The organism is Methanolobus sp. ZRKC3 (assembly GCF_045291275.1).
Taxonomy (GTDB): domain Archaea; phylum Halobacteriota; class Methanosarcinia; order Methanosarcinales; family Methanosarcinaceae; genus Methanolobus.
Genome location: NZ_CP146982.1, coordinates 1,796,328 through 1,822,919, shown reverse-complemented (window position 1 = coordinate 1,822,919; position 26,592 = coordinate 1,796,328). Strand labels below are relative to the sequence as shown.

Sequence of the window (26,592 nt, the reverse complement as noted above, 5' to 3'; positions counted from 1 at the left end):
CGTATAAATACTTCGTATGAAAGATTCCGTTGTCAAAGAACACAAAATGGGAAACAAAAAGGTATGCAACTTCGCAATAATAACTGTCTCCACGTCCCGCTTTGAAATGTATGGTAGTGTACTTTCCCCAATCGATGCGCAAGACATTTCCGGGGAAAAAATGGCAGAGCTAATACGGGCAGAGGGGCACAATGTGTTGCAATACTCACTTGTAAGCGATGATATGGGTTCCATCATTGGTGCTTTATATGAAGCCGTGGACTCTGATGCAGATATTATCATTACAACAGGCGGTACAGGGCTTGCAAGTACAGATGTGACCATCGAATCGGTGACTCCTATGTTCGAAAAGAATATTCCTGGATTTGGAGAACTTTTCAGGTACAAAAGTATTGAGCAGATAGGCACTTCTGTTATACTCACCCGGGCAGATGCAGGTCTCTTCAAGGGAAAAGCTATATTCTGTTTGCCAGGTTCTCCTGCAGCAGTTGAGCTTGCAGTGGGCGAAATAATACTTCCTGAAACGGGGCATATAATCAAACATGCTTTGCAATAGCTAAAACAAAAAGATGTCTGCAAAAAATTTTAGATTTAAAAAGAACTAAATAAAAAAACATATATAGTGTTCAATCCATTTTTGGTGGCAAACACTTTTCATAAAGTAATACTTATATATTGTATATTACTATAAAATAAGTGCAGCGTTTTTTCCGGGATGCTGTAGAACTTTCGGGGAATAATTCTATATACTATTCAAATTATGGAGAAAGCATGTCTGGCTATTCATTAGGCATCAAAGAACTGGATGATCTTGTTGGAGACATCCGGGAAGGGACTAATCTGATGATGATAGGCCCGCCTATGAGCCGAAAAGATGACTTGCTGGATGTTATTATATACGGCAATCTCTCTAATGCCGATGATTCTGCTATCATTGTTTCCACTCGTGAACCCGGGGAACGAATTCTGGGCTGGTTTGAGGAGAATGGTATGGATCCTTCCACTGTTAACCTGGGTGTGGTTGATTGCGTAACTAAGACCCTGGGAATTGGTGCTGCAGATGTTGAAGGTATCAAAAGGGCATCAAGTCCGGTGGACCTTACGGGAATTGGTGTAAAAATAAGTCAGTTCTTTGAGGATTTCTTTGTGAGGAAAGGTTCGCCAAGAGTACGCCTGTGCATAAATTCTCTCTCTACTATTCTGATGTATTCGAATCTGCAAACCGTTTTCAGATTCCTCCATGTTTTCACAGGTCGTGTAAAGGCGGCTGGTGGGTTCGGATTGTACGTTGTAGAGGATGAGATGCATGATCCGCAGACAATAGCCACTCTGAAGCAGTTATTCGATGGTCTCATTGAGATAAAGGCAATGGGTGATTCTTACGCAATGAGGGTTGTAGGCCTCTCGCCAAAACCAACGCCCTGGTTCGAATATAGCATAGATGGGGCTGAAGTTTCTCTGTCTGAATCAAAAAAGGCCTGATATGTCTGAAGTATCTGATATGGATATTTCTTGCGGACTTGTCGGACTTGCATGAATTTAATCTATTTTTGGGTATTGGGAATAAAATCAAATATCAATACATAATTTAATTAATTAAATTTACGTTACAATAATCTAGTATCTACTCTATCAGGTGTATCTTATGGAAAAAGAAAAGTTATATAAACTGAAGGCAGAAGCTTCAAAAATCAAGCCTATATTAAATGTCGGCAAGAACGGTATTACCGATTCTCTTATCGATGAGATCAAAAAACAGGTAAAGGCAAATCGTCTTGTAAAGATAAAAATGTTGAAAACGAGCTCAGAAGGTGAAGATACTAAAACCGCAGCCCAGAAACTTGCAGAGTTGACCAATACTACTCTGATAGAGGTACGGGGCAGCACGGTAGTTCTTTACAGATAAGCAGTACGATCCTGCTACGTTATTTATTTGAACCTTTCACCTGATACGATCTCCACTTCCTGAATGGTGATCAGCTCTGTTGGAAGCATTTTCTTCAGGGATGGAATTATATCCCTTATTTTTTCTTCTTTGTCCACTGCCTGGACTATTACCGGCAGTTCAGTGCCCAAACGTAGTACGCTTACTGTATGGATCTGATCATGGATGCCGTAGCCTTCAATACAATGCTGGGCAGTAGCGCCTGCAATACCTGCATCCATTAAGAACTCGATCACTGCGTGGTGTGCGCTTTTACCTTTATATTTGTCATTCTCACCGAGGTATATCATGAGGAGTGCTGCTTTCATATTATGGACCTGCAGTATTTTATCATCGTCAATTGATCTATATCTTAAATTTGTTTTCAAGAGCTATATAACATGTTCAGAACTAAACTTCAGTAAGACTTATAATATAACACAAGAATCATTATTTTATGGGGAATAGTAAGTTGTCAACTGCTTTTTTTGCATTTGCGGTGCTCAGCATACTCTTTGCAGGGAGTTATATGATGGGAACAGATGCTGGGTCCGAAACAAAAATGTCGGAGTCCCAGGCGATTGCTCTGGTAATGAACAATTCCAGTGCAAGTGAGTACATGTCCGTTTACTTCACAACACCTGAATGGAGGGTGTCGCATGCTACGCTCATTGAAAGTTCGAACGAAAGTTCGGATGTGTCCAATGAGGAAGATACTGTCTGGAAGGTCGAACTCATGGAACGAAGCTGTGCATGCTCCACAGTAAAGGATCTCTATGTGGTAGAAGCCTATGTATCTCCTCGTAGCGGTGAAATTTTTGATGTAAAGACCATGGCAGTACTGGAAAGCGAATATGATAAAAAGACCTGTTCAACAACAGCCTGCCATTAAAATGTCAGTATGCAGGATCTGCTTTCTTATCCTGATCCTGTCTGTTGCAGCCATGTCTGCAGCCCATGCAGATGCTGTAGAGCTTGAATACTTCTACGAGAGCGGATGCCTGAAATGCGATCGCTCTTCTCCTGTTATTGAAGATGTGGTTGGCAATTATGGGAGTATCAACTATTCGAACTATGAGATCACTTCCTCTTTCAGCCGTGCCATGGGGTATGGGGTAACAACGGTCCCTTCTGTGGTCATCAACAGAACCTTGGTAATAGGATATGCAGATTACGATGGAGATACTGAGGTCCTTCGGGAACTGCTTGTTGATGGAATTGAAAATGCACCTCATATGCCTGATACAACAGCTCAGGATGCTTCAAATGCGGCAGTTTCTGAATCCGGTTTCGGTAACGGAAAGACTCCTCTTATCATATTCATTGCCGGTTTACTCGCAGGCTTTAATCCATGTCTGCTGGCTGTAATGGCTTTCCTTGCATCCGCCGTTGTTTCATCCAATGGTTCCCGTCGGGACATGCTTGTGTTGGTTGTAGGTTTTTGTGCAGGTATTTTCATAACCTACATGACAGTGGGTTTTGGGATACTGAATACTATAAAATCCTTCCCTGAAATACAGGATGTCATCACAACTATAATGATCCTTTTGATAGCCTTTCTGGGATTGTGGCACATATATGATGCATATTACATGAAAACCCATTCAAGATCATCTTTCAAAACCCCACGTTCACTGATACATTTCATGGGCAATATCGAGGGCAAGAATATCCTTTTCATATCATTGCTCGGCGGGGGTTTGTTTTCCCTTATCAAGGCACCATGTGTGGGTGCTGTATACCTGGCCATTCTGGAGTCTCTTATGTCAGGCAATGACATTGTTCAGGGTACTATGTACCTGGGGCTTTACAATCTGGGTGTTGTGCTGCCTATTCTCATTCTGGGAGCTTTTCTTGCTTTTGGCCTTGACCCTGCAAGGGTTAACGAATTCAAGGAAAGAAGGCGGGTGGAGATACGTTTTGTAACAGGTATGATCCTGATATTGTTTGCCGTCCTTTTGAATCTAAAGATAATCTGAGTCTTGGATATGTGCCGTCCTGCGGGCAAGTCTATTGTTACGGGCTTATCATCAAGGATGCCACAGCCACCGCTCCAAGGCATGCTCCTGCGTTCATGATGATATTCAGCAGGAAATACATGCCCTCTCCCTCTTCCATCATCCTGAAACTTTCATAGGCAAAAGTAGAGAAAGTTGTGAACGAACCCAACATGCCGATACTCACAAAGTATCTCAGGGTTCCATCAATTGCGGAAAATGTCATGGCTGCGAGTATGAAACTTCCAATGATGTTTACAGCCAGTGTTCCGGTGGGTATTTCTCTTATTCTGGGCAATGCACCGGATACTGTGTATCGGAGTATCGCGCCAAAAAATCCGCCTATTCCTACAAGAAAGAGTTCAGAAACCATTGCTTCTTCCCCTCATCTTCACAATATAAACTACAATTCCTCTGCCTGCAAAGACTCCGGCAATGCTTAGTGCCATGTTAAAACTGATGTTCAGGATAGCTCCTGTTGTCGACATCTGGAATGTTTGTACTGCAAATGTGGAAAATGTAGTGAATGAGCCCAGAAATCCTATGCCAAAGAACATCTTTGTTTTTGGATTCACATATCCAAGGTACTCTGAGTTGTACATCAGAAAGCCCAGCAATATACTTCCAAGGACATTAACGACAAGTGTGCCGGATACTGCATGGAACTGGCCTGCAAGCAGGTATCTGGACATTGCGCCGAAAAAACCTCCTGCTCCAATGGTCAGAAGGTCGGTATATCTATCGTATGATCTGTTTTTGTCACTCAATTAACACGACATCCACTTCGTTTCCTTCTTCATATCCTTCCACATTTTCGGGAATGATAACAAAACCGTTGGATTTTGCGATGGAGCTGAGTATGCCTGCTCCGGCGGTCATCAGGGGTCGTGCACTATTTCCTTCGAGGATAACCCTTGCATAACTCACGTAACCTTCCCTGGATGATATTTTCCCGGTTAGTCTGGCATTGACGGTAATTTCTGGTATGTCCGGTATATTGCCTGCTTTCCTTATGGCAGGTTTACCAAAGGCAAAAAGAGCTACAAGTCCAGCGGCAGGGTATCCGGGCATGCAGAGTACGGGTGTATCTCCTGCAATACCAAGAGCTGTTGGCTTTCCGGGACTTAATCCTACTCCATGTACCAGTTTCTTTCCAAGGGACTCGACCACTCCGGGTACGAAATCCCTTTCGCCCACAGATGTTCCTCCTGACACAACAATGAAGTCTGCATCCTGGTTCTCTGTGATCGCTTTTTCAATGAGGTTCCTGTCCTCTGGGACAATATTGCAGTAACGTGGCTCTGCTCCCCACTTTTCAACATACATGCCTATCATGAGGCTGTTGATATCAAGTGTTTCCCCGGGGGCAGGTATACTATTTTCTTCCAGGGGAATAAGGTCATTTCCTGTGGGTATTATGGCAACTATGGGTCTGGAGTAACTTTTTACATCCTCAATACCAAGGGATGCAAGCACTGCAATGTCGCATGGTCTTAAAAGGTGGCCCTTGTTGAAGATTATCTCATTCTTTCGCACGTCTTCTCCTACATCCCCTACGTTCTTTCCGGGATGTACTTGTGCGCGTACCTCTATCATATCACCGATCATGATGGTATCTTCAAGCATGATGACAGCATCAGCCTCATCAGGTACCTGTTCACCGGTGCTTAAGTGGCAGCATACTCCTTCATCTACATCATCGGAAACCTGTAACATAACCGGATTTGTGGGGGATGCGCCCATGATGTCTGCAGAGCGGACTGCATAGCCGTCCATTGCTGAACGCCGGTAGTGCGGCACGTTTCGTGGGGCAAGAATGGTACTGGCCAGGATCCTTCCTGCAGTTTCTCGGATGGGGATATTGTCAGTACGGTCGAATGGTCTGATCTCATTAAGGAATAATTCCTTTGCCTTGCTGACAGATGTGCGTTCTTTCAGTATCCTGTCCATAGTTCTTCCTCTGCTGCTTCCTTATCCGCCGGAAACTGGCGGGAATATGCCGACTTCATCTCCATCATTCACGTTTGTGTCAAGTTCTTCCATGTGTTTGATGTTATTTCCATTAAGGAATACGTTGATGTATCCGCATATCCTGGGATTATTTCCTTTTTGTTCAAAAACAAACTCATCAAGGCCCGGATATTTTTCAATGAGTGAGTAAAGTATATCCTGGATAGTTTCTCCGCTTAACGAGAATGATGATTCGCCTGCTATCTCTTTTAGATTCGCAAATAGTTTCACCGTAATGTTAGCCATGGAATTCATATTCACTACGGATATGTAATAAATGTATTCATGGTTGTTTAGAATGGAATTAAAAAAGTCTGGTGGGATAGCGCGGATTTGAACCGCAGTCCAAGCGTCCCAAACGCTCGAGGATGGACCAAGCTACCCTACTATCCCATGCAGAAGAGCAACCTATGGACGTAGCTCATAGGATATATAACTTTCGAATTATTCACCTGCTATCTCTTTTAGATTTACAAAAAGTTTCACCGTAATGTCCGCCATGGCAATAATATTCACTACTATGTAAAAAATGTATTCATGATCGTTTAGAAATGAATTAAAAAAAGTCTGGTGGGATAGCGCGGATTTGAACCGCAGTCCAAGCGTCCCAAACGCTCGAGGATGGACCAAGCTACCCTACTATCCCATGCAGAAGAGTAAGCTCTGGATGTCGATAATAGGATATATAACTTTCGAGATAATCGCCTGAACCCACTCATTTTCGCTATTTTGACTCGGAAGGCTTACTGAATTTTATTTGTCAGATGCACAAGGTAATGTCTATTGCATCAATGCAAGTTCTTTGTGCGTTCTGGGCACAGATGATCAGAAAGTGGTATCATCCATTTTACTTTCTTTTTTTAATTCACTGGTCTCCAGCTCTGTCAAATGACCAGCTTCCAAGTGTTATCATGGCTATTGCAAAGGCAATTATCACAGGTAATGATCGTGATATGGGTATTGATGAGCTGCCAAGAAGGCTCCATCTCATTGCTTCTATTCCGTATGTGAAGGGATTGAGGTACACAGGTATGCTCAACCACTCGGGCAGGTTCTCCGGGGGGTAGAATGCCGTACTCGCCATGAGTGTAGGGAATGTGATAAAGGTCATTATCATCTGGAATCCTTCATGGGACTCTATTCTTGAGGCAAGGGTGATGCCAAGACCTATGAATCCAAGACCTATGATGAACATGACAATGATGCTGAAAAGCTGCCCCCATATGGAAACGTATTTGATACCCAGAAATCCGCTGATGATCATGATCATTGTGCCCTGTATCATGGCTGTCGTCACTCCGCCTGTGGCTTTGCCAAGTGCGGTGTAGAAACGGTTTACCGGGGCAACAAGTATCTCTTTCAAAAATCCGAATTCCCTGTCCCATATAATGGATACTCCTCCAAGCAGTGATGCAAAGAGTATTGACATTCCGATAATGCCCGGTGCCATGTAGTCGATATACCTGCCGGAGCGAAGGGTCATTGCACTTCCAAGTGCAGAACCCATTATAACAAGAAAAAAGAGAGGGGTGGCAAGGGATCCAATGATCCTTGACCTTGATCTTTTGTAGCGCAGCATTTCCCTAAGCCACAAGGTGTAAACTGTATTCAGGCAATGCTTCATGTCACTTGCAGCCATCATCAGCTCCAGCGTTTGTAAACCTCATTGTCCACTCCTACCAGGTCCAGTGCTCTTCCTGCCATGGAGTTTACAAGATCATCAATGCTCTGGGGTCTGGAATAGAATCCCGGGCATGCGGGAAGGATTATGGCTCCTGCCCTTTCCAGCTTGAGCATGTTTTCCAGGTGTATCTGGTTAAGGGGTGTTTCCCTTGGCATCAACACAAGTTTCCGTCTCTCCTTCAAACACACATCTGCTGCCCGTCCCAGGAGGTTATCTGACATTCCGCCGGCTATCTCTCCAAGTGTCTTCATGCTGCAGGGGGCAACTATCATTCCGTCAAAGCGATGAGATCCGCTTGCAATTGATGCTGTGAAATCATTTTCATCATGGAGCTCTGTTGCCAGGCCATGTACGTAGTCAAGCGAATAATCAGTCTCTATGTCAATGATCTGCCTTGCAGCCTTTGTCATCACAAGATGGGTTGTAACATCCATCCCGGAGAGTATCTCGAGTATCCTGACTCCATATGCCGAACCTGATGCACCACTAATTCCTATTACTATTTCCACTAATGACCCTCCTCTAATATGGCGGATAATTCCCCAACCATCTCTTTTGAGACCTTCACTATATCCATGATCTCTTTTTTGGTTATATTATCCAAATGGATGCCAACAATAAAAACTGTTGTTGAACGGCTTGCTGCACTGAACATTTTGGCCCCATTCAATGCTATCTCATCCTCTCTGTGCCCCGGAAGGCTTAGCACCGAAGCATATGATCTTCCGGATTTCTTATCGAAAGAACCGGTTGCAACAGCTCCAACGTGTTCGTCTCCGCCGGTAAGTGTGACAACTATATCGTCACCTATCTTCTTCCATTCGAGTATGAGTTGCGTTCCTAAAAGTTCTCTGCACAGTCGCTTCAAATTATCACTCGAGTTCTGTTAAAAGGAATTGTTTTGTCGTCTTTTTCACATCGAAGAAGTCTCTTGCGATCTTCCCGACAGCTTCACGATGCTCCTTTGGTGTATATATTCCCATTTTCCAGTTGTCCCTGTGTGCGTGTTCAAGGGTGGCAACTATATTGGAAGCCTCATCCAGACTGACCATTTTCCCATTCATCTTCACAAGAGCTTTCATTTCCGATATGTCCGGCTTTCCGGGTATGTCTATGAGCACATCGCCCTGGTCTATGCCTGCCATGTCCGCAATCTCCGCTTCAATTCGTCGGTTGTGCTTCCTGTGCTTCAGTACTCCCTCTCCGACCTCATCAAGGCCGACATAAAGCGCACGTTTGTACAGTTTTCGTCTGCTTAGTCTTTCTGCAAGCTCTCCTGCATAACCATCATCCTTGCGGATCATCTCGGATATTCCTGCATCGTCCATCATCCGAAGTTCAAAAGGGTCGAGTTCCTTTCTCTGGATCAGGTCTCCCACTGCCCTTGTGAACATAGTTTCCGCGATCCTGGAAACATGATGGAAATAAACAGATGGGTGCATGAGGAATCTTGATACCAGCAGTGATTCTGCAGCCTTGACACCTCCTGCTGTGAGCACGAGTTTGTTCTCGTAGAATTGCATCTCATTGATCAGTCTTTCATGATCCACAAGCCCGAAAGCGACGCCTGTGTAATGTGAATCACGGACCAGATAATCCATTCTGTCCACATCGATCTCACTGTTGAGTATCTTGCCAAAGTCAGTTTCTCCCTTGATGTGATCTTCGACCTTTGCAGGGCTGATACCATGTTCACTGAGTATGTCTGCGATCTCGCTTTTTTTCAGTATATGTTTAACATCCTCATGGCGCTGCCTTGTATAGTGTTTCATGAGGCCTTCGGTAACGTGTGAGTAGGGCCCATGTCCGATGTCGTGTAGCAGTGCAGCTACCCTGAGCTCTTCCTTTTCTTCCTGTGAAACCGTACTGATACCTTCGGTAAGCAAACTTGCCAGATGCATCACGCCCAAAGAGTGTTCAAAACGAGTGTGATTTGCCCCGGGGTATACGAGATTCGATAGTCCAAGCTGTCTTATCCTTCGAAGACGTTGCATGAGAGAAGAATCAATAAGGGATAATGTGAGCTTGTCCATTTTTATGTAGCCATGGATCGGATCACGGATGACTTTCATATCGTTTAAATATATTTCATGGTATAATGGTATTCCTATAAGCGCAAAAGGAAAAAGATCATGATAATATTCTCAGGCGGAACAGGTACTCCTAAATTGTTGAACGGTCTTCGTAAAGTGATCCCGGAAGAAAATCTGACAGTCGTGGTCAATACGGCAGAGGATCTGTGGGTTTCGGGCAATCTGGTGACACCTGATATAGATACTGTATTGTATCTTCTTTCAAACAGGATCGATAGTAAGAAATGGTGGGGTGTAGCGGATGATACCTTCAGGACCTATGAGCTCATGAAGTCCCTGGGTCACAATGAGAAGATGATGCTTGGTGACCTTGACCGTGCGACCCATATAATGCGTTCTGATCATCTCAGGGCAGGGAAAACACTCAGCACTGCAACTATGGAGCTGTCAAGGTCATTTGGTGTAGCTGCAAAGGTACTTCCAATGTCTGATGACCCTGTTTCTACGATGGTAGTCACTCCCGGGGGAACAATGCATTTCCAGGATTTCTGGCTCGGCAATCAGGGTAAGCCAGAAGTGCTTGATGTTTATCAGGATGGTGTGGATGAGGCGTCTATCTCTCCTGCGGTTCTTGAGGAACTGGATAATGAAGATGAGGTGCTCATCGGTCCGAGCAATCCTATTACCAGTATTGGTCCTATTTTGGCAATACCTGGCATGAGGGACATACTAAGGAAGAAGAAAGTGATTGCTGTAAGTCCCATTATTGGCACCGAACCTGTAAGTGGTCCTGCTGGGAAATTGATGAGTGCCAGGGGAATGGATGTGTCCTCTGTGGCTGTGGCGCAGTTCTATAAGGATTTTCTTGATGTCTTCGTAATTGATGAGCGTGATAATATCCATGATCAGACTTTCGATAATTTGGACTGCAAGGTAATGCGTGCCGATACATTGATGAAAACCGTTGATGTGAGCCTCAGTCTTTCTAAATTTGTTGTAGATGAGTTTGGGAAAATGGACTAAAGGTTGACCAGTGATGCTCTAATGTTCATATGGCCACATAAAATATTTATATAGGTACATTTTTATTATTTTAATACCTATATAGTTTAATCTGTAATTTGAGGGAAATACAAATACAGTTTCTAAGGTGAAATTGTGGGCGACGAATGGAAAATAGATTTGAAAATCCCTGATATAGGGTCAATGGTTACGCTTCTGACAACTGCAATATGTTCTGTTATTCTGGGCTCTGCGGAGATCGCCTACACTATGATGTGGATCTCTTCTGCATACGAGAGGCACGGGAAAGACTTTTTCCTGGATCTTTTAAATGCGCAAGCTCTTACATGGACAGCTGAATACATTCTTGTGGCAGGATCTCTTCTTCTGATGTCATCAATGGTATTCCTGCTGACAATGGCTATTGCGTTGTATGAATTGAATGCGCTTGCAAAGAATTCTGAAAGAAAGGTACACAGAAAGATCCTTTTCGGGACACTTGCCCTGGGAATGGTTCTTTTGTTCATGGCACTTATCTCTGCGATAATCCTGAGGTACATTTAAGCAAATAATTAATTTCACGCTCAAGAGGATGATAATATGAGCTTAAGCATCAGTGGGACAATAAAAGAGGTCCCAAAAGAAGTTGAGAGTCCTGCCGGCTCACTGGAAGACATTGCCAGGACTGCAACAAAAACAGAGAGGGTACTTTACCCTATATCTGCTATTGTGGGTCAGGAGAAAATGCTCAGGGCTCTGATTCTGAACACGATAAACCCGTCTATTGGCGGTGTGCTTATACGTGGGCAGAAGGGAACTGCTAAATCCACAGCCGTAAGGGGTCTGGCGGAAATTTTGCCAGAGATAGAGATCGTAGAGGGCTGTAAGTTCAACTGTGACCCAGCTGATCCCAAGAAATTCTGCTGGGAATGTATGGATAAGAAGAAAAGAGGCACGCAGCGCATCCAGAAACGTCAGATGAGGGTTGTGGACTTGCCTGTGGGGGCCACCGAGGACAGGGTTGTAGGCAGTCTTGACATTGAAAAGGCAGTGAGGCAGGGAGTACAGGCTTTTGACCCCGGTATACTTGCTCAGGCGAACCGTGGTATCCTTTACGTGGATGAAATAAATCTGCTGGATGATTTTGTTGTGGATGCCTTGCTGGATGCCGCAGCAATGGGTGTGAACACAGTGGAACGTGAAGGTGTAAGCGTAAGCCACCCTGCAAATTTCATTATTGTAGGTAGTATGAACCCTGAGGAAGGAGAACTTCGTCCGCAGTTGCTTGACAGGATAGCATTGCAGGTGGAAGTTACCGGCATTTACGATGTGGAGCAGCGTATAGAAATCATCGAGCGCCGTAACCACTTCAATGATGATACTAAACAGTTCATTAATGAGTTCGGACCTGAGCAGGAAAAATTACGCCTGAAGATACTGAAAGGCATGAACGTACTTCCAAGGGTGACGACCACAAGGGAGAATCTGCGCACCATCGCGGAGATATGCATTGCCTTTAATGTGGATGGTCACCGTGCTGACATCATGATAGAGCGCACAGCCCGCACTAACGCTGCATATGAAGGCAGAGAGCGTATCACAAATGATGATATCATCGAGGCAGCTGAAATGGTGCTCCCTCACAGGATGCGCAAGAAGCCATTCGAAGAGGAAGAGTTCAGTGTGGACCAGCTCAGAGCAGTCGTAGAAGGCAATGTTTGATGGGTTATGGGGATGAGCTCCGAAGAAATTGCAATGCGCCTGCGCAGGAACCTTTTGCGCAATTATGGCATTAAAGTGATGCATATAGGGGTGCCTGTACTCGGAATGCGCATCCCACGCGTTTCGGTATCGGAATTCTCAAGGCATGATACCGATACGTTCTACGATGTCCTCCATTCCAATATAGCGCAGTTGAGGCCATCTGAGATAAGTACGGTCTATGTGATAGCCGATACTGATCATGTGCAGATAGATCCTGCGGCTTTCTTCAAGCCATTTTGGGATGGGGCAGAAGATCCTGCTCCAACATTTATGGAAACAGGGGAGTCGGCTTTCAGTGATCTCCTGCCTGATGAGTCCGATTCTGAGGTCCTTGTCGATGATGATTCCATGCCTGCCATGGATGAACCGGTTGAAAGTAGTTCGGGCGAAGACATTGTTCATCAGGAGACAACCCCATTAAAAAGTGATTCTGCTTTTATGGAAGTCTCTTCTGTAATTGATGAGGAATGTGAGACTCCTGATGTCGAACTGGATAGCTCCCGGATAGAGTCAGGTTCTGATGTGCTGGTGGAACTGACTCCCAGTGAATATGTGGTTGAGTGTAAGGATGATCTGCCCATCGTAACTCCTGAAGACACCAGAACGGCAGATTCCGGCAAGGTACACAAAGAACTCCAGGATGATCGCGTAGTTGGAAAGATACTGAATGAATTTGCGAAAAATTCCCAGAAAAAGAGACTTGCTTCAGGGAGGCTGAAATCCGGCAGGCGTGCAGAAGTACTTACCAAGAGCAAACGCGGCAGGTATGTGCGCTACAGGATGCCAGGGGAAAAGATAACCGATATCGCCATAGCTCCTACGGTGCGTGCGGCAGCTTTCCATGCAAAGGACGGAAAGATCGAGATAAGAAAGAGTGACATCAGGGAAAAAGTTCGCAGAAGGCGTATATCAAGTCTGATAAATATCGTTTTTGATACATCCGGTTCCATGGACGAACAGGAAAAGGTGCAGATAACCACCAGTGTTGTCATTGCCCTGCTCAAGGACGCTTACCAGAGACGTGACCGTGTTTCGCTGGTGACCTATAGTGGCAGGTCGGCTGAGCTGGTATTGCCATTCACATCCTCTGTGGAGGCTGCAAAAAGATACCTTGAGAAAGTCCCCTTTGGTGGAACGACCCCCATGGCTTCAGGTATTCTGAGTGGTCTTGAGACCCTTCTGAAGGAAGTTAAAAAAGAGCCATCTGCTGTACCTATTATGATACTTGTGACAGACGGTACTGCAAATTCTCCTCTGCACCTTGGGGGGAATATCAGAAGGGAGATACTTCAGGTTTCCAGACAAATTACCCAGTATCATGTGAATATGCTTGTGGTGGACATCAGTGAGACAGGTTCAGAACTCGCCAGGGAAGTTGCCCGGGAAAGTAATGGAAGTTACTATCATCCAAGGTCGCTGAGCAAGGAAGCTCTTTATTCGGCTATCAAGCAGGAGAGGGATTCAAAAACTGCTTTTGCTTGAATCTGGAAGATCTTTATCTTTCATTTTTTAACGGTTTGCTTTTATATAGTGTCATGTATTAAGCCATAGTTATGCTGGAAAAACTTCGCGAATCTTTACTGAATGCTCCCATAGTGCACAGAGGGGAGTATCACTATTTCATTCACCCTATTTCTGATGGTGTTCCATCTCTTGAGCCTGAATTGCTTGATGAGGTCGCAGAACACATATTGAGCATTGCAGATACCAATGTGGACAAAATACTTGCCATTGAGGCAATGGGTATCCCTCTTGCAACTGCTATTTCTTTAAAGACTGGTATTCCTTTCTCTATCATAAGAAAACGTCCTTACGAGCTTGAAGGGGAATTCGTCCTTTCGCAGGAAACCGGGTATTCAAAAGGTACTCTCTACATCAATGATGTGAAGATAGGCGACCGTGTTCTGATAGTAGATGATGTCATCAGCACAGGTGGAACTCTTGTAGCATTGCTTGGGGCATTGAAGGAAATGGGCGCAACTGTCTCAGACTCCATAGTGGTCATTGAAAGGGGCGAAGGTGCTTCAAAGTTGAGGGCACAGGGCGTAAATCTCAAGACGCTGGTGCGCATTGGTGTCGATGAGAATGGCGTTTTCATAGAGGATTAACATGGTTTCAGGCGAAGGATTCGATTTTCAGGTAGACAGGATCATATCTATAATAAAGGACAGCGATGCAAAGATAGTTGGTCTGCAGTTTCCGGAAGGTTTCAAGCGCAGGTCTCCTGCCATTGCAGAGCGCATAGAAAAAGAAACAGGTGTAATGGTTGTAATTTCCGGCAATCCCTGTTTCGGGGCATGCGATCTTGATGTGGCGCTGATAAAAAGCGTTGACCTGCTTTTCCATTTCGGACATGCACCTCTTGACGATAATGAGTTGAGTGACAAGGTCTTTTTTATCGAGACAAGGTCACAAGTCGATGTGAAGAATGTTGTCAAACTTGCTCTTTCAAGTCTTGAAGGCAAAAAGATAGGACTTCTTACAACCGTGCAGCACGCTCATAAACTGGAGGATGCCTGTGATGTGCTAAAAGCAGATGACAGGGAATGTGTCATTGGTGTTGGGGATGGTAAAATAGCATATCCTGGTCAGGTACTGGGTTGTAATTTCTCAGTCGCGCGCACAGAAGCTTGTGACGAGTATCTCTATATTGGAAGCGGTGAGTTCCATCCGCTTGGTGTGTCTTTATCCACTGGTAAAAGGGTCATAATCGCCGATCCATTTGTCAATGAGATTAGGGAAGTTGACCCATCACGGATCCTGAGGCAGAGAAGTGCTGTCATAGCAAAATCCCTGGATGCGGAGGTCTTTGGAATAGTGGTGTCCTCAAAACCGGGACAGGAACGTATGACGCTTGCCAATGAATTGAAGAGGATGGCTGCAAGGCATGATAAGATCGCACATATTTTCACCATGGACCTCGTAACCCCTGACCAGTTACTACAATTCAAAGTTGATGCTTTTGTGAACACTGCATGCCCTCGTCTTGCAATTGACGAGGTTGGCAGGTTCAATGCTCCTATGCTTACGCCTCAGGAATTTGAGATAGTTCTGGGTGAGAAAGAATGGGAAGATATAGTCTTTGATGAGATCACTGGTGAATGATATATGAAACAGCGAAAGCTTGAGATGCTGTTGGAGCAGATTGAGGGTTTTGAAAATCCCAATCCATCCCTTGAGCAGTATGCAACTCCTGCAATTCTTGCAGCTGAGATTCTGCATTTTGCCTATATGCAGGGTGACCTCGAGGGTACTGTTTATGACCTGGGCTGCGGCACAGGTATGCTTGCAATTGGTGCTAAATTGCTTGGTGCTGAAAGAGTAGTAGGTTTCGACCTTGACAGGAAGGCCCTTGAAGTTGCCAGAAGGAACGCTGAGAATATGGGCGTGGATGTTGAGTTCATGCATTGCGATATTTCCGAGGTGGATGGGCATGCGGATACAGTGGTCATGAATCCTCCCTTCGGTGCTCAGGCAAAAGGGAACGACAGACCGTTTATTTTAAGTGCTTTAAAAACCAGTGATGTGGTATATTCCATTCATAATTGCGGGAGTCATGGTTTTATCAGTAAGTTCATAGGTAGTGCCAAAATAGCTGATTGGTACACCACGGCATTTCCACTAAAACGAACATTTAAATTTCATAAAAAAGAAGTAGAGATGATTAAAGTAGAAGTATACCGCATTGTGCGTTAACTGCTTGAGTATGATACATCTCATTTCAAAGATCATGTGTTCAAATTTTATCAAATTTCAGTTTTATATGAGGGATTCTAATTAGGATAAGAAATAGAAGAAAGACTTCACGCAGGAAGATAAAGTCTTCAAAATCTGAGGACCAAGCCAGTGAAGTAGAAAGTCCAGTCGAAGCTTCCCCATCTCAGAGAAAGTCTGTAAGACCAGAAAATGCTCCTTCAAGGAAAACTTCTTCAAGGAAAACTCCTTCAAGGAAAGCACCTTCAAGGGACGCTCCTGCAAGGGTGGAAGGGAAAAAGGCTGAGAAAAGTAAAGCAGGCAAAACAGAAGCAAATCCTGAGAAAGGTTCTGCGGAAGAAGATAATATGGAAGATGAAAGCATAGATGAAACCATTTTTGTAATGCCTGGTGATTTTGTCGGAACGACCGAAGAATTCATAGCAGGAGAAGGTACGTATGTGAATGTGAGTGATATATACTCACTAAACACAGGGTATGTGAATATTAACAGAAAGTCAAGGATGATATCAATCCGTCCAAAGACCGACATCCCTCCTGAACTCCAGGAAGGCGACATCGTTGTTGCTGAAATTACCAATATGCGTGAATCCGTGGCTCTGGTAAACATTGGCGCAATCAAGGGCAAGGGCGAGCGTGAATTCCAGACCAATGGCCCTGCTGCTATTCATGTATCCAATGTGAAAGATTCTTATGTCAAGAACCTCTCACACGAGTTCTCCATGTCCGATATCGTAAAGGCGAAGGTAATTAACACCCAGAACATGCGCCTGAGCACTGCCGAAAACACACTTGGTGTGATGAAAGCTTACTGTTCAAAATGCAGAACTGCGCTTGTGAAAGATGACGATAGACTCAAATGTCCTGCATGTGGTCGTACGGAGAAGAGAAAGATCTCCTCTGACTATGGAAGCGGCATAGTTTGATACTAATTATTCAATAACTAGGTGAGATAAAGATGGAATTGAAGATCATTGACAAAACTGAAGATGAAATGCATCTTGAGATCAAGGGTGAGACCCACACTTTGCTTAACATGCTGAAATCAGTTCTCCTTGATGACGATAGAGTACAGATTGCAACCTATGACATGAAACACGTGTCCATAAGCGATCCTATCCTGTTTGTGAAAACCGATGGGACTGATCCAATTGCAACCGTCAAGGACGCACTAAATAGCCTGATTTCCCAGTGTGATGAGTTCATCTCTGTTTTCAGTAAATCTGTAGATGTTTAATAAAGCACCATTTTGGTGCAACATTTTTTTTAATTTTATATCTCCTTATTTTGGGATATGGTGAAATATCGGATAAGATCTAATACTTATAATGTCTTATTTTTAGAGGAGATGTTGCCACATATGAAGAGTTTGTCCAGACCATGCCAATCTGGGCATGAATATGGCATGGCTCTTGAAGAAGATAAATGATTGATTAATGAATATTTTTAATAAGGATAGGGGAGTTCCCTGTCCTTACAATAACAACCGGGTAATATCATGGTACTTGACGATTCAGCACTTAGTAAATTTGGTTTTATTCCACGTGGACCGAAGGATGCAATTAACATTGACCCGCTGCAGACAGGCGGTATATTGACAGAAGAGGCAAGAAAGTCTCTTGTTGAGTGGGGAGATGGATATTCCGTATGTGATTTCTGTGGAGGGGTGCTGGACCTCATAAAGAAACCTCCCATCGAGGAGTTCATACATAATGCCCTTCCTGAGTTTCTCAACACAGATGTAGTAAGGGTTACCCACGGTGCAAGGGAATCCAAGTTCATTGTGATGCACTCCATGGCACAGGAGGGTGACTACATCATACTGGATGAGCTTGCCCACTATTCATCATATGTTGCTGCTCAGCGTGCCAGACTGAACGTGAAAAAAGTGCCTCATAGCGGCGCTCCTGAATACAAGACAGATGTCGAAGCCTATGCCACAGCCATTGAAGAAGTTATAACGGAAACCGGCAAGGCTCCTGCACTTGCTCAGATCACATACCCGGACGGTAATTACGGCAACCTTGCGGATGTACAGAGAATATCAAAGATATGCCATGATTACGATGTACCTCTCATGGTAAATGGTGCCTACTCCGTAGGCAGAATGCCTATTGACGCAAAGAAAATGGGTGCGGATTTCATAGTAGGCAGTGGTCACAAGTCCATGGCTTCATCCGGTCCAATTGGTGTTCTGGGTGCAAAGGAGGATTATGCGGATATAGTTTTCAGGAAATCCCCTACACATAAGGTCAAGGAGGTAGAGTTGCTCGGATGTACTGCCAGAGGTGCAACTATCATGACCATGATGGCCTCATTCCCTGATGTTGTCAGACGTACCCGTAACTGGGACAACGAGGTCGCAGATGCCCGCTGGTTCTCTTCAAAGCTGGAAGATATGGGAATCATACAGATGGGTGACAAGCCACATAACCATGACCTGATGTTCTTCGAGGCACCGGTGTTCTACGAGATCTCACAGACTGCAAAGAAAGGCAGGTACTTCCTTTACAGGGAACTCAAGGCAAAGAATATCCACGGTATCAAATCCGGTCTGACCAAGTACTTCAAACTGAGTACATTCCAGGTAGGCAGGGAGAACCTGCAGTATGTTGCAGACTCCTTCGAGGAAATAATTGCTAAGTATCAGAAGGCAGAATAAAGTTCATCTTTCCCGATCAGGGTCGGGAAGGATTTATTCATTATTTCAAAATCGTATCCACTATTATGCCAATAAAAAATCTGCTCAGTAAAAAGGCATCTGATAAGACGTTGGAAAAGGTAAAATTAAAGACGAAGTCTTTTGGCAAGGCACTGAACCGCCTTATACTCCTGTTCCTTTTTGTCATCTTCCCTATGGTAGCTGTGATAATTGCAGACAATTATGGGATGATCGAGGTTCCGCTTATTGTAAAATCCTTTTTGAATACAGTTGTGACTATTCTTGTTTCTTACACCCTGGCAACCATATTCCTGAAACTCACTATAAATCTGGTTTCCAGCAGTTTTGAAGGAACAGGGAAACCCGAGGAAAAAATACTGCTTAGTAAGATATATGTTGCATTTATATACTCACTTGCAACAGTTGTCATATTCTGGCAGCTAGGTACCGATATCCAGAATATCTTCCTTTCAATAGGATTGATAGCTACCGGTTTCGCCTTTGCCATAAGAGATGTGATCCTCTCATATTTCATATGGTTCATCCTGCTCACCAAGAAACCCTTCAAGATCGGGGATTACATAAGAGTTGGTGATGAGGAAGGTCTGGTCAAGCACATTGGCCTTTTCTATGTGGTGGTGGATCCCTATCCTCGCACTTATGATGATTTCTTCAAGATACCCAACAAGGTATTTCTGGAAAAACCTATCAACAATTATGGAAAAGGTAGATTCTTCTCACAGTTCGATCTCTATGTGAAGGAGGTTCCCGAAGATATCCTGCAGAGGATCGAGACGATACGCGAGAAAGGCAGAAATATCACAGGTGCAGATGCTGTCTTCACCCTCAACAGTGACTGCGATGGCCTTAAGATAAACGTTCTTTACAGGACCAAGTACAATGAACGGGAGCTTATCAGGGACCATCTGTTAAGCTTGATGATACAGGAAATAGGTACGCAGCACCTCAAGGGATGATACGTGAACGTATCACTATTTAATGCGCAGTTTCGCCATATGCAGCTTATGAAACTATTCTCAGAACCTGTTTATCTGATGCTACTGAACAAGGTGAAAATATCAAAGGGAACTGTTGGCTTGTTTTTCTAATAATTCCTTCAGATTTTCCCCCTCTTCTCTCATAGGTATCCTGATGGCTTCAATTCTCTTTTTGGCAATTTTTGAGAACACCCATCAAAATCGAAAAGAAAGGACAGCGGTTTTAAGTATTTGTTAAACATGCCATTAAATCATAGATTTAATGGGAGTTCCAGATTTATAATCTGGAACAAACACAATCATCCCCTTTGTGTTTTCGTGCAAAGTAATACTCAGAGGATTAACCCTTTTTAAAATTTCATGTGAAAATTAAACCGAAAATAGGTTTTCTACAGAACCTATGAATGTTCATGTAAAACAGAGGTTGAATATCTAGAAATAGACGGTATCTTGCCTTATAGAATAATCAATTCAAAGTCCCAGTTCCTTTGCAATTTCCTGGAATTCTTTTCCTTTGCTAGTGGTCACATATATATTCCCCTTATGTTCTATCAATCCTTTTTCCTCCAACATAACAAGATACCTGTTGACCATATCAAAATTTAGATTTGCACTGTAAACTATGTGCGTCTTCTTGGATCCTTCCATTGCAGCCTTTAATATTTCCACACTAATGGCAGTTCTGCTTCTTCTGATAATAACCACATCCACTAGTAAATCATCTAAATTTTGCGCAATGTAATAAATTTACACCCATAGTCTTTGACATTGGTTTCACTTCTTGATTCATAAATAAACGTTTACTTAATGCCAAATGAATACAGCTGGAATGCTCCAATTCATCCCAGCGTTAACCATCATTATCATTTTCTGGTCTTATACATGTAAATTCCAATCACAGCTACAACAAGAACTATGCCTAAAATGACAATTGTATTGCTGCCTTGTGATGTGCTTACGGGTACAGGCTCACCCTCTTCTGCATTCAGATCATCTGAAGGACCTTGAAGTACAATTTCCTGTTCATCCCCGACTTCTTCAGTAGCACTGGTAGTTTCAATTTCTTCTCCAGCACTAACACTACTGAAGCCGCCACCGCCACCACTGCTGCCAGAGGTTGTAGTCTTTGTTCCAGCATCAGTTACAGGTGCAGGTGAAGATGCAGTAAGATCCAGAGATACTACTTCGCCAGTTATGTATCCACTAAGGTCTAACGTCTGTGCTTCTACCCCATCCACATACATAGTAACTATTTGATAAATTGAACTAACTCCAAGCCTGTTGCTGCGTTCATCGCCAAAAAAGCCTTCATTAGTTACCGTTGTTCTAGCTACGGTGTTCCCTTCAGCTACAACTGTGACTTCTGTTCCTGCAACTGCAGGCTGTCCGTCAACCATCAAGCTCCCCTCTAATACAATAGGAGGGCCATTTGCTGAAACCGGCACTACCATAAACGCCAATAAAATGACTGATACTTGTAATAGTAACATGTAATATTTTTTATTATTTATCATACGTCCCACCTTCGATAAAGCAAAAAAGCAGTGAGAATAACTCACTGCAAAATTCTTTGGTTTCATATGCCTTTCTCAGGCCAGTACACACTCCTCGTCCACGAATACGTAGAATCCTTCGTACATATTCATGTTAAAGACATCAGTACCTACATGGTTGCCATTGATGACACCTTCCACTCCGTTGTATCCAACAAATGCATACTCGTTTGTGGTTGGCATCCATGGTCCTTTGACCTTGGAATAGCAGTCATCTATGGATGTAAGACTGATCTCAGCGGACAACTCTACATCTGCAGTGTGGCCGATAGCATTCCATCCTTCACAAAGTGTAAGGGATGCTGGTGTGGATGGTACCTGTGGTATCAGATAGTCATCATTTATGACAACAGATTCTGTCAGGTTGTTGTGTATCCAATAGGCTTTGAGTGGTTCAAAGTCAGTTGGTACTTCCATTGCACCAGTACATGCGTTATCATAGAAGATACTGTCAATCACACTACTATTGAAGTCCTGTAGTACATTGTCAATAGATGCGTTCTCGAGTGTCTCTGGGATAGATATCAGGCTCCAGCCTGGCATCAGTTCTATACCTTCAACTGGTGGTACTGTTGGCACGCTGCTTAGCTCTACAGTGTCATCAAATACATCCAGATCAGGCAGAGGAGCTGCACCATCTACAACTGTGACATCCTTAAGGTCAAGGTCGTAGAATCCATCAGCAGCACCAGCCTTTACCTCAAAGTGAATGGTAAGGAAGTCGCCAGCCTGTGGGAAAGGAGTAGCATCTGCAAGAGCAAATGATATCTCACCATCATCTGTCAGATCCTGGACGATAAACACATCTGTACTTTCAGGACCCATCAGACCATTGTAAGTAGCTCCAGTTACACTAAGAGCACCGCTGTGATACATCATGTCGAATTCCACTGCGGAAACTGTGTCATCCACTGAATCAAGACTTACAACTGCATCAAAGACATCACCCTCACCGAAGACACCTGGATCGGCTACGATCTGAACGAATGGATCCTCTCCAGGAACCACTACGCCATCACCGATTTCTGCCTCACCGTCGTTGATAACTACACCTGGTATGGCATCTCCGCCATTCACAAGCATAACATCCATCAACTCAAGTGGGTATAATCCATCTGCTGCACCTACTTTTACTTCAAAGTCTACGGTAAGCAATTTACCGTCCTGTGTAGCAGGAGTTGCATCTGCGATAGCAAATGATATCTCACCATCATCAGTCAGATCCTGGACGATAAATACATCTGAATTTTGCGGACCCATCAGACCACTGTAAGTAGCTCCAGTAACACTGAAAGCATTATCATACTCCAAACTTAATTCCAGAGCTGAGAGGGTAGATCCATCTGAATCTACATTCACATCTACTGAAAATGGATCTCCTGGAGCAAGACCATCTACAAGTGCAGGATCAATGGAAACTGATGGTGCTGCTGCTGCAAGACCAATGCCTACAATGAAACATGCACAAAATATTAAAAGGGAGGTAGTCGAAACCACCAAACCCTTCGTCTTTTTATTTGTCATGATTGCACCTCGGTTAGAACTCATATGCCTGAGCAAATGCTGCGAAGTCAATGATGTCAATCTTGTCATCGTCATTGAAGTCGAAGACAACATTGTATTTCTCATCGCCTACTACAGTGTTGTATGCCTGAGCAAATGCTGCGAAGTCAATGATGTTTACATGACCGTCACCGTTGCTGTCACCCTTCATCTCATCTACTACTGGAGGTAGTGCTGGTGCTCCACCGTTCATGTAGATACCAGTTCCATCAGTTGGATCGAAGGTGAACATCATCCTTGGATATTCTGTTGGGAAGTCAACATTATCACAGAACTCTGTGTTAGGTGCTGTGAATGAGCTGGTCAACAGATAGTCACCGTTTCCGCCTGCATTTGGCACATCTGGGTAGACAAATTCCTTGTAGAAGTCTGGCATTGTGTGGATGTGTAGCCACTTCCAGGATTCTGGGGTTTCTGCTACCTGAGCAGTTCCAGGAACAGAGAGGCATCCTTCTCTGAGTATTTCCAGGAGGTTGGTGTGGAACCTGTCCTCATAGTCCTTACCAGTGAAGTATATCTCAGTTGCTGGCACGTCAACGAACATACGTTCTGCTACTGTGTCGTAGGAAGAACCGATGTACTGATCATGATACCAGAGCAGGTCATCAGTTGCACTGAAATCACGGTATTGTCCGTAGTAGCATTCCAGGTATTCGTTTGGTGTCTTATGGCTTTGAACAACGTCAATGTCATCGATCATAATGTGGTTCCCGTTGAATGGTGGGAGCACTGGCATGATCTCATTGTTGTCAACCATTTCCTTGGTTACTGACAGGTCGTTAAGCTTGACATCCTGGTGTTCTGGTATTGGGTTCCTGATTGTAATGTACTTGACACTATTCTCTTCAGGACCATATATCATTGCAACAGCATATTCTGCACCATCTACGAAGAATGACTCACCTGTGTGGACCAGACGTGCGACACGGATCAATACCTTGCTGCTATCTGTGCTGGTACCAAAGATCTGCATTACCCATGGTTCATAGAAGTTTGGTGTACCCATGCTTACGGTGTGACGTCCTGAACTCAGTAGTCCCTGCTCGACATCTATGGAGTGTAGACCTCCAATCTGTTCTGGGCCTGGGTATGTTGGGTTCTGTTCGTTGTTACCGTTGTAGAATACCTTTACAGCAACTCTGTCGATCTCGCCCTGTCCATCGTAATAGATACCTTCGATCTCTACAATGTGGTCAAGGAACTGTATCCTGTCACCAACAGCGAGTGCGAATATCTCAGAGCCGAGAGCAACATCCTTTCTTCCATCCTGGTTGAAGTCAGAAACTGCCATCAGGTATGTCAGGTCATCCTTACCGTCATAGTTAATGTCGAAACTGTCAAGACCGATCTGGTTAGCATCGTTATCTGCAGCTGGGAACCAGAAGTGTGTCCAGAATGAATAAGTCTGCCTTGGATCAAACGGTCTACGTGGGGTTCCATCAGGTGTTGCCATACCCCTTGTTGGCTGGAAGTGCTTGTCAACGAACATGTAAGTGTATTCGTTCACGACATCTTCCCAGATGTACTTGTTTGGCTCATCGAGCCATACGCGACCTGTTGGTTCATCGTATTCAGGTACGAACCACTGTCTGAAGAATACCTTCTCGTGTGAGTCCTTGTTGTCCACAACAATTCCTGCCTTGATCTTGGCTGGGTTGAGTGTTACGAAGTCCTTCTTAGGTGCTTCTGCATTCAATGGGTCAAATGGTGCTTCAGGATCAGTGTATGGGAATGCTGCATCCATGTTGTTTTCACCATAGACTCTGAGTCCATTGGTTTCAGTGTCTATTTCATTAACATAGATATCTTCTGCTCCTGTCTCCTGGTCATAGGCGAACATAAGTCTCTGTGGCAGGACAAGGTTACCTGGGTTGCAAAGGAAATCACCATTGTCCACACATACATCTGAGTTCTCTGCTCTGAATGAGCTGGTGAACAGGAAGTCACCTGTACCATCATCTGCATCAGGCAGTGCTGGGTAGACGAAAGTCTTGTAGAAGTCTGGCATTGTGCGGATGTGTAGCCACTTCCATGCTTCGTCATCTTCAATTGAACTAAGTTCTGCACCTTCATCGAGCATCTCGAGCAAGTTGGTGTGGAACCTTGGTTCAATGTCCTTGTCGGTGAAGTAGATAAGCAATGGGTCAACATCGTAGATCTTACGCTCTTCTACTGTGTCATAGTCATAATGAATGCCTATGGCTTCAAACCATTCACCATCTGGTGCATTTTCATTCTTAACTTCGCCCACATAGTAAGTGTCACAAACATCATTTGTAGTACCTGAAGCAGCTGCTAGTGCAGATTCAGGGATGTTGATGTCATCCACCATTGTGTGCACCTTGTTGAATGGTGGCAGCAATGGGAGATACTCTTCATTGTCAATCATTTCCTTAACAATTGAGAGGTCATTAAGTGCAACATCCTGGTGTTCTGGTACTGGGTTCCTGATTGTGATGTACTTGACTGAGTCATATTCAGGACCATAGATTGCAGCAACATCATATTCTGCACCATCTACGAAGAAAGTCTCTCTTGTGTAGAGCTGACGTCCTACTGTCATCAGAACCTTATCATGGAATACGCCTGTAGCTTCAATCTCGAGGAACCATGGTTCATAGAACTGTGGACCGTTCATTGATACTGTGTGACGTCCTGCGCTAAGGCCATCCCAGCCTTCAACGTCAACGGAGTGCAGTCCACCGATCTGCTCAGGTTCATCGTTACCAGTGTAGTATATATATACAGCAACTCTGTCAACCTCACCCTGTCCATCGAAGTAAATACCTTCGACTTCGACAATGTGGTCAAGGAACTGTACTTTGTCACCGACTCCTACACCCAGAAGATCTGAACTGATCTGTATATCCTTGTAACCATCGTGGTTGAAATCGCCGACCTTCTTAAGGACAACCATATCGTCTACACCATCGTAGTTGATATCGTAGCCATCAAGACCGATCTGTGCATCGTCATTGTCTGCAACAGGGAACCAGAAAGTAGTCCAGTAGGACCTTGTTGGGCTCTTTGCGGTTGCAGCTCTTGGCTGGTAGTGCTTGTCTACGAACATGTAGGTATAATCTGTAACTACATCTTCCCAGACGTACTCATTGTGGTCTGGAATCCACTCACAACTTATTTGTGGCCAACTGAATAAATCAGCATTGTCCTCAGTTATGAGTTCTTCTGATGTCACGCCATCTCTTACGATGGTGCATCTGAAGTCATCGAGCCATACCATACCGGTTGGTTCGGTGTATTCAGGTACGAACCACTGTCTGGCAAATACCTTCTGCTTGGAGTCGATATTGTTTGCAACAATACCATCTTCCATTAATGCAGGATTAAATGTAACAAAATCTTTCATTGGCGATTCTACATTCATAGGATCGAACGGTCCTTCTGGATCAGTGTATGGGAATGCGGCACTGTATCCATTTTCACCATAGATCCGCAATGTATTAACTTCGTGTTCATCAGCACTTGCAGTAGCTGCTACCATAAAAATTGCAATAAGAGCAATAGCAACTATTAAAATTTGGTGCTGGATCTTTACTTTCATCCTTAAAATCCTCCTTTCTGGCCATACCGACTTCCGATACCATCAAACATGACTTTGTCTCCACTGGCTTAATGATACCCAAGTAAAGTTGCCTTGGACGTACCCACTGACAACCCCAGATAAAGA

The 26,592-nt window shown here is 44.1% G+C and carries 30 protein-coding genes and 2 tRNA genes; 16 read left to right on the top strand and 16 right to left on the bottom strand.

Annotation, left to right across the window (positions count from 1 at the left end):
• Positions 1–16: 16 nt before the first annotated feature.
• The 3 genes from V7O66_RS09245 to V7O66_RS09235 all read left to right on the top strand — a co-directional run bounded on the left by V7O66_RS09245 (position 17) and on the right by V7O66_RS09235 (position 1,906).
• Positions 17–556: a molybdenum cofactor biosynthesis protein B gene (locus V7O66_RS09245; RefSeq protein ID WP_406660019.1), complete on the top strand. Its 540-nt coding sequence runs from the start codon at positions 17–19 to the stop codon at positions 554–556.
• A gap of 215 nt (positions 557–771) precedes the next feature.
• A complete protein-coding gene (locus tag V7O66_RS09240; protein ID WP_406660018.1) occupies positions 772–1,482 on the top strand; it encodes an RAD55 family ATPase in 711 nt (236 codons plus the stop codon).
• Between the two features lie 163 nt (positions 1,483–1,645).
• A complete protein-coding gene (locus V7O66_RS09235; RefSeq protein ID WP_406660017.1) occupies positions 1,646–1,906 on the top strand; it encodes a YhbY family RNA-binding protein in 261 nt (86 codons plus the stop codon).
• A 23-nt stretch (positions 1,907–1,929) separates the two neighbouring features.
• On the opposite strand, the gene V7O66_RS09230 is transcribed toward V7O66_RS09235, so the two are convergent.
• Positions 1,930–2,253 carry a DUF190 domain-containing protein gene (locus V7O66_RS09230; RefSeq protein WP_406660016.1) on the bottom strand — a complete coding sequence of 108 codons (324 nt, stop codon included), beginning with the start codon at positions 2,251–2,253 and terminating at the stop codon, positions 1,930–1,932.
• A gap of 128 nt (positions 2,254–2,381) precedes the next feature.
• On the opposite strand from V7O66_RS09230, the gene V7O66_RS09225 reads away from it, so the two are divergent.
• Positions 2,382–2,816 carry a hypothetical protein gene (locus V7O66_RS09225; protein ID WP_406660015.1) on the top strand — a complete coding sequence of 145 codons (435 nt, stop codon included), beginning with the start codon at positions 2,382–2,384 and terminating at the stop codon, positions 2,814–2,816.
• Positions 2,779–3,903, top strand: a complete 1,125-nt coding sequence (locus V7O66_RS09220) for a cytochrome c biogenesis protein (RefSeq protein WP_406660014.1) — start codon at positions 2,779–2,781, stop codon at positions 3,901–3,903. The genes V7O66_RS09225 and V7O66_RS09220 overlap by 38 nt, the downstream gene beginning before the upstream one ends.
• Positions 3,904–3,940: 37 nt before the next feature.
• On the opposite strand, the gene crcB (V7O66_RS09215) is transcribed toward V7O66_RS09220, so the two are convergent.
• The 10 genes from crcB (V7O66_RS09215) to V7O66_RS09170 all read right to left on the bottom strand — a co-directional run bounded on the left by crcB (V7O66_RS09215) (position 3,941) and on the right by V7O66_RS09170 (position 9,687).
• Positions 3,941–4,294 (bottom strand): fluoride efflux transporter CrcB, encoded by a 354-nt coding sequence (crcB, locus tag V7O66_RS09215; protein ID WP_406660013.1) that lies wholly within the window; start codon positions 4,292–4,294, stop codon positions 3,941–3,943.
• Positions 4,284–4,688: a fluoride efflux transporter CrcB gene (gene crcB / locus V7O66_RS09210; RefSeq protein WP_406660012.1), complete on the bottom strand. Its 405-nt coding sequence runs from the start codon at positions 4,686–4,688 to the stop codon at positions 4,284–4,286. The genes crcB (V7O66_RS09215) and crcB (V7O66_RS09210) overlap by 11 nt, the downstream gene beginning before the upstream one ends.
• Positions 4,681–5,871 carry a gephyrin-like molybdotransferase Glp gene (gene glp / locus V7O66_RS09205; protein ID WP_406660011.1) on the bottom strand — a complete coding sequence of 397 codons (1,191 nt, stop codon included), beginning with the start codon at positions 5,869–5,871 and terminating at the stop codon, positions 4,681–4,683. The genes crcB (V7O66_RS09210) and glp overlap by 8 nt, the downstream gene beginning before the upstream one ends.
• A 21-nt stretch (positions 5,872–5,892) precedes the next feature.
• Entirely contained in the window at positions 5,893–6,177 is a 285-nt protein-coding gene (locus V7O66_RS09200) for a ubiquitin-like small modifier protein 1 (protein ID WP_406660010.1), read from the bottom strand.
• 69 nt (positions 6,178–6,246) lie between these two features.
• Positions 6,247–6,324: transfer RNA gene (locus tag V7O66_RS09195), tRNA-Pro, on the bottom strand.
• A 175-nt stretch (positions 6,325–6,499) separates the two neighbouring features.
• A tRNA-Pro gene (locus V7O66_RS09190) sits at positions 6,500–6,577 on the bottom strand.
• A 219-nt stretch (positions 6,578–6,796) separates the two neighbouring features.
• Entirely contained in the window at positions 6,797–7,570 is a 774-nt protein-coding gene (locus V7O66_RS09185; protein ID WP_406660009.1) for an ABC transporter permease, read from the bottom strand.
• Between the two features lie 2 nt (positions 7,571–7,572).
• Positions 7,573–8,124 (bottom strand): UbiX family flavin prenyltransferase, encoded by a 552-nt coding sequence (locus V7O66_RS09180; RefSeq protein ID WP_406660008.1) that lies wholly within the window; start codon positions 8,122–8,124, stop codon positions 7,573–7,575.
• Positions 8,124–8,483 carry a hypothetical protein gene (locus tag V7O66_RS09175; RefSeq protein ID WP_406660007.1) on the bottom strand — a complete coding sequence of 120 codons (360 nt, stop codon included), beginning with the start codon at positions 8,481–8,483 and terminating at the stop codon, positions 8,124–8,126. The genes V7O66_RS09180 and V7O66_RS09175 overlap by 1 nt, the downstream gene beginning before the upstream one ends.
• Before the next feature lie 4 nt (positions 8,484–8,487).
• Positions 8,488–9,687: an HD domain-containing protein gene (locus V7O66_RS09170; RefSeq protein WP_406660006.1), complete on the bottom strand. Its 1,200-nt coding sequence runs from the start codon at positions 9,685–9,687 to the stop codon at positions 8,488–8,490.
• Positions 9,688–9,747: 60 nt separating this feature from the next.
• On the opposite strand from V7O66_RS09170, the gene cofD reads away from it, so the two are divergent.
• The 7 genes from cofD (at position 9,748) to V7O66_RS09135 (ending at position 16,110) form a co-directional block, all read left to right on the top strand.
• Positions 9,748–10,671, top strand: a complete 924-nt coding sequence (gene cofD / locus V7O66_RS09165) for a 2-phospho-L-lactate transferase (RefSeq protein WP_406660005.1) — start codon at positions 9,748–9,750, stop codon at positions 10,669–10,671.
• 135 nt (positions 10,672–10,806) lie between these two features.
• Positions 10,807–11,214 carry a hypothetical protein gene (locus V7O66_RS09160; protein ID WP_406660004.1) on the top strand — a complete coding sequence of 136 codons (408 nt, stop codon included), beginning with the start codon at positions 10,807–10,809 and terminating at the stop codon, positions 11,212–11,214.
• Positions 11,215–11,250: 36 nt separating this feature from the next.
• On the top strand, positions 11,251–12,372 hold the full coding sequence (locus V7O66_RS09155; RefSeq protein WP_406660003.1) for an ATP-binding protein: 1,122 nt from the start codon (positions 11,251–11,253) through the stop codon (positions 12,370–12,372).
• A gap of 12 nt (positions 12,373–12,384) precedes the next feature.
• Positions 12,385–13,896, top strand: coding sequence for a VWA domain-containing protein (locus V7O66_RS09150; protein WP_406660002.1), 1,512 nt, complete (start codon positions 12,385–12,387; stop codon positions 13,894–13,896).
• A 71-nt stretch (positions 13,897–13,967) separates the two neighbouring features.
• Positions 13,968–14,522, top strand: coding sequence for a hypoxanthine/guanine phosphoribosyltransferase (hpt, locus tag V7O66_RS09145; protein ID WP_406660001.1), 555 nt, complete (start codon positions 13,968–13,970; stop codon positions 14,520–14,522).
• A 1-nt stretch (position 14,523) separates the two neighbouring features.
• On the top strand, positions 14,524–15,519 hold the full coding sequence (gene dph2, locus V7O66_RS09140; protein WP_406660000.1) for a diphthamide biosynthesis enzyme Dph2: 996 nt from the start codon (positions 14,524–14,526) through the stop codon (positions 15,517–15,519).
• Between the two features lie 3 nt (positions 15,520–15,522).
• Positions 15,523–16,110, top strand: a complete 588-nt coding sequence (locus V7O66_RS09135) for an METTL5 family protein (protein ID WP_406659999.1) — start codon at positions 15,523–15,525, stop codon at positions 16,108–16,110.
• A gap of 184 nt (positions 16,111–16,294) precedes the next feature.
• Here V7O66_RS09135 and V7O66_RS09130 read toward each other — a convergent pair whose 3' ends face one another.
• Positions 16,295–16,492: a hypothetical protein gene (locus tag V7O66_RS09130; protein WP_406659998.1), complete on the bottom strand. Its 198-nt coding sequence runs from the start codon at positions 16,490–16,492 to the stop codon at positions 16,295–16,297.
• On the opposite strand from V7O66_RS09130, the gene V7O66_RS09125 reads away from it, so the two are divergent.
• The 4 genes from V7O66_RS09125 to V7O66_RS09110 all read left to right on the top strand — a co-directional run bounded on the left by V7O66_RS09125 (position 16,476) and on the right by V7O66_RS09110 (position 19,767).
• Positions 16,476–17,054 carry an exosome complex RNA-binding protein Csl4 gene (locus tag V7O66_RS09125; protein WP_406659997.1) on the top strand — a complete coding sequence of 193 codons (579 nt, stop codon included), beginning with the start codon at positions 16,476–16,478 and terminating at the stop codon, positions 17,052–17,054. The two genes, V7O66_RS09130 and V7O66_RS09125, sit on opposite strands and share 17 nt — an antisense overlap.
• A 32-nt stretch (positions 17,055–17,086) precedes the next feature.
• Complete coding sequence (locus V7O66_RS09120; protein ID WP_406659996.1) at positions 17,087–17,365, top strand: DNA-directed RNA polymerase subunit L; 279 nt, start codon at positions 17,087–17,089, stop codon at positions 17,363–17,365.
• A 261-nt stretch (positions 17,366–17,626) separates the two neighbouring features.
• Positions 17,627–18,790: an O-phospho-L-seryl-tRNA:Cys-tRNA synthase gene (pscS, locus tag V7O66_RS09115; RefSeq protein WP_406659995.1), complete on the top strand. Its 1,164-nt coding sequence runs from the start codon at positions 17,627–17,629 to the stop codon at positions 18,788–18,790.
• A 65-nt stretch (positions 18,791–18,855) separates the two neighbouring features.
• Positions 18,856–19,767: a mechanosensitive ion channel family protein gene (locus tag V7O66_RS09110; RefSeq protein ID WP_406659994.1), complete on the top strand. Its 912-nt coding sequence runs from the start codon at positions 18,856–18,858 to the stop codon at positions 19,765–19,767.
• Between the two features lie 492 nt (positions 19,768–20,259).
• Here the strand turns inward: V7O66_RS09110 and V7O66_RS09105 are convergent, their stop codons facing one another.
• The 4 genes from V7O66_RS09105 to V7O66_RS09090 form a co-directional block, all read right to left on the bottom strand.
• Positions 20,260–20,499, bottom strand: a complete 240-nt coding sequence (locus V7O66_RS09105; protein WP_406659993.1) for a winged helix-turn-helix domain-containing protein — start codon at positions 20,497–20,499, stop codon at positions 20,260–20,262.
• A gap of 152 nt (positions 20,500–20,651) precedes the next feature.
• Positions 20,652–21,185, bottom strand: a complete 534-nt coding sequence (locus V7O66_RS09100; protein ID WP_406659992.1) for a hypothetical protein — start codon at positions 21,183–21,185, stop codon at positions 20,652–20,654.
• Between the two features lie 192 nt (positions 21,186–21,377).
• Positions 21,378–22,865 carry a cohesin domain-containing protein gene (locus tag V7O66_RS09095; RefSeq protein ID WP_406659991.1) on the bottom strand — a complete coding sequence of 496 codons (1,488 nt, stop codon included), beginning with the start codon at positions 22,863–22,865 and terminating at the stop codon, positions 21,378–21,380.
• A 13-nt stretch (positions 22,866–22,878) separates the two neighbouring features.
• On the bottom strand, positions 22,879–26,466 hold the full coding sequence (locus tag V7O66_RS09090) for a dockerin type I domain-containing protein (protein ID WP_406659990.1): 3,588 nt from the start codon (positions 26,464–26,466) through the stop codon (positions 22,879–22,881).
• Positions 26,467–26,592: the final 126 nt, after the last annotated feature.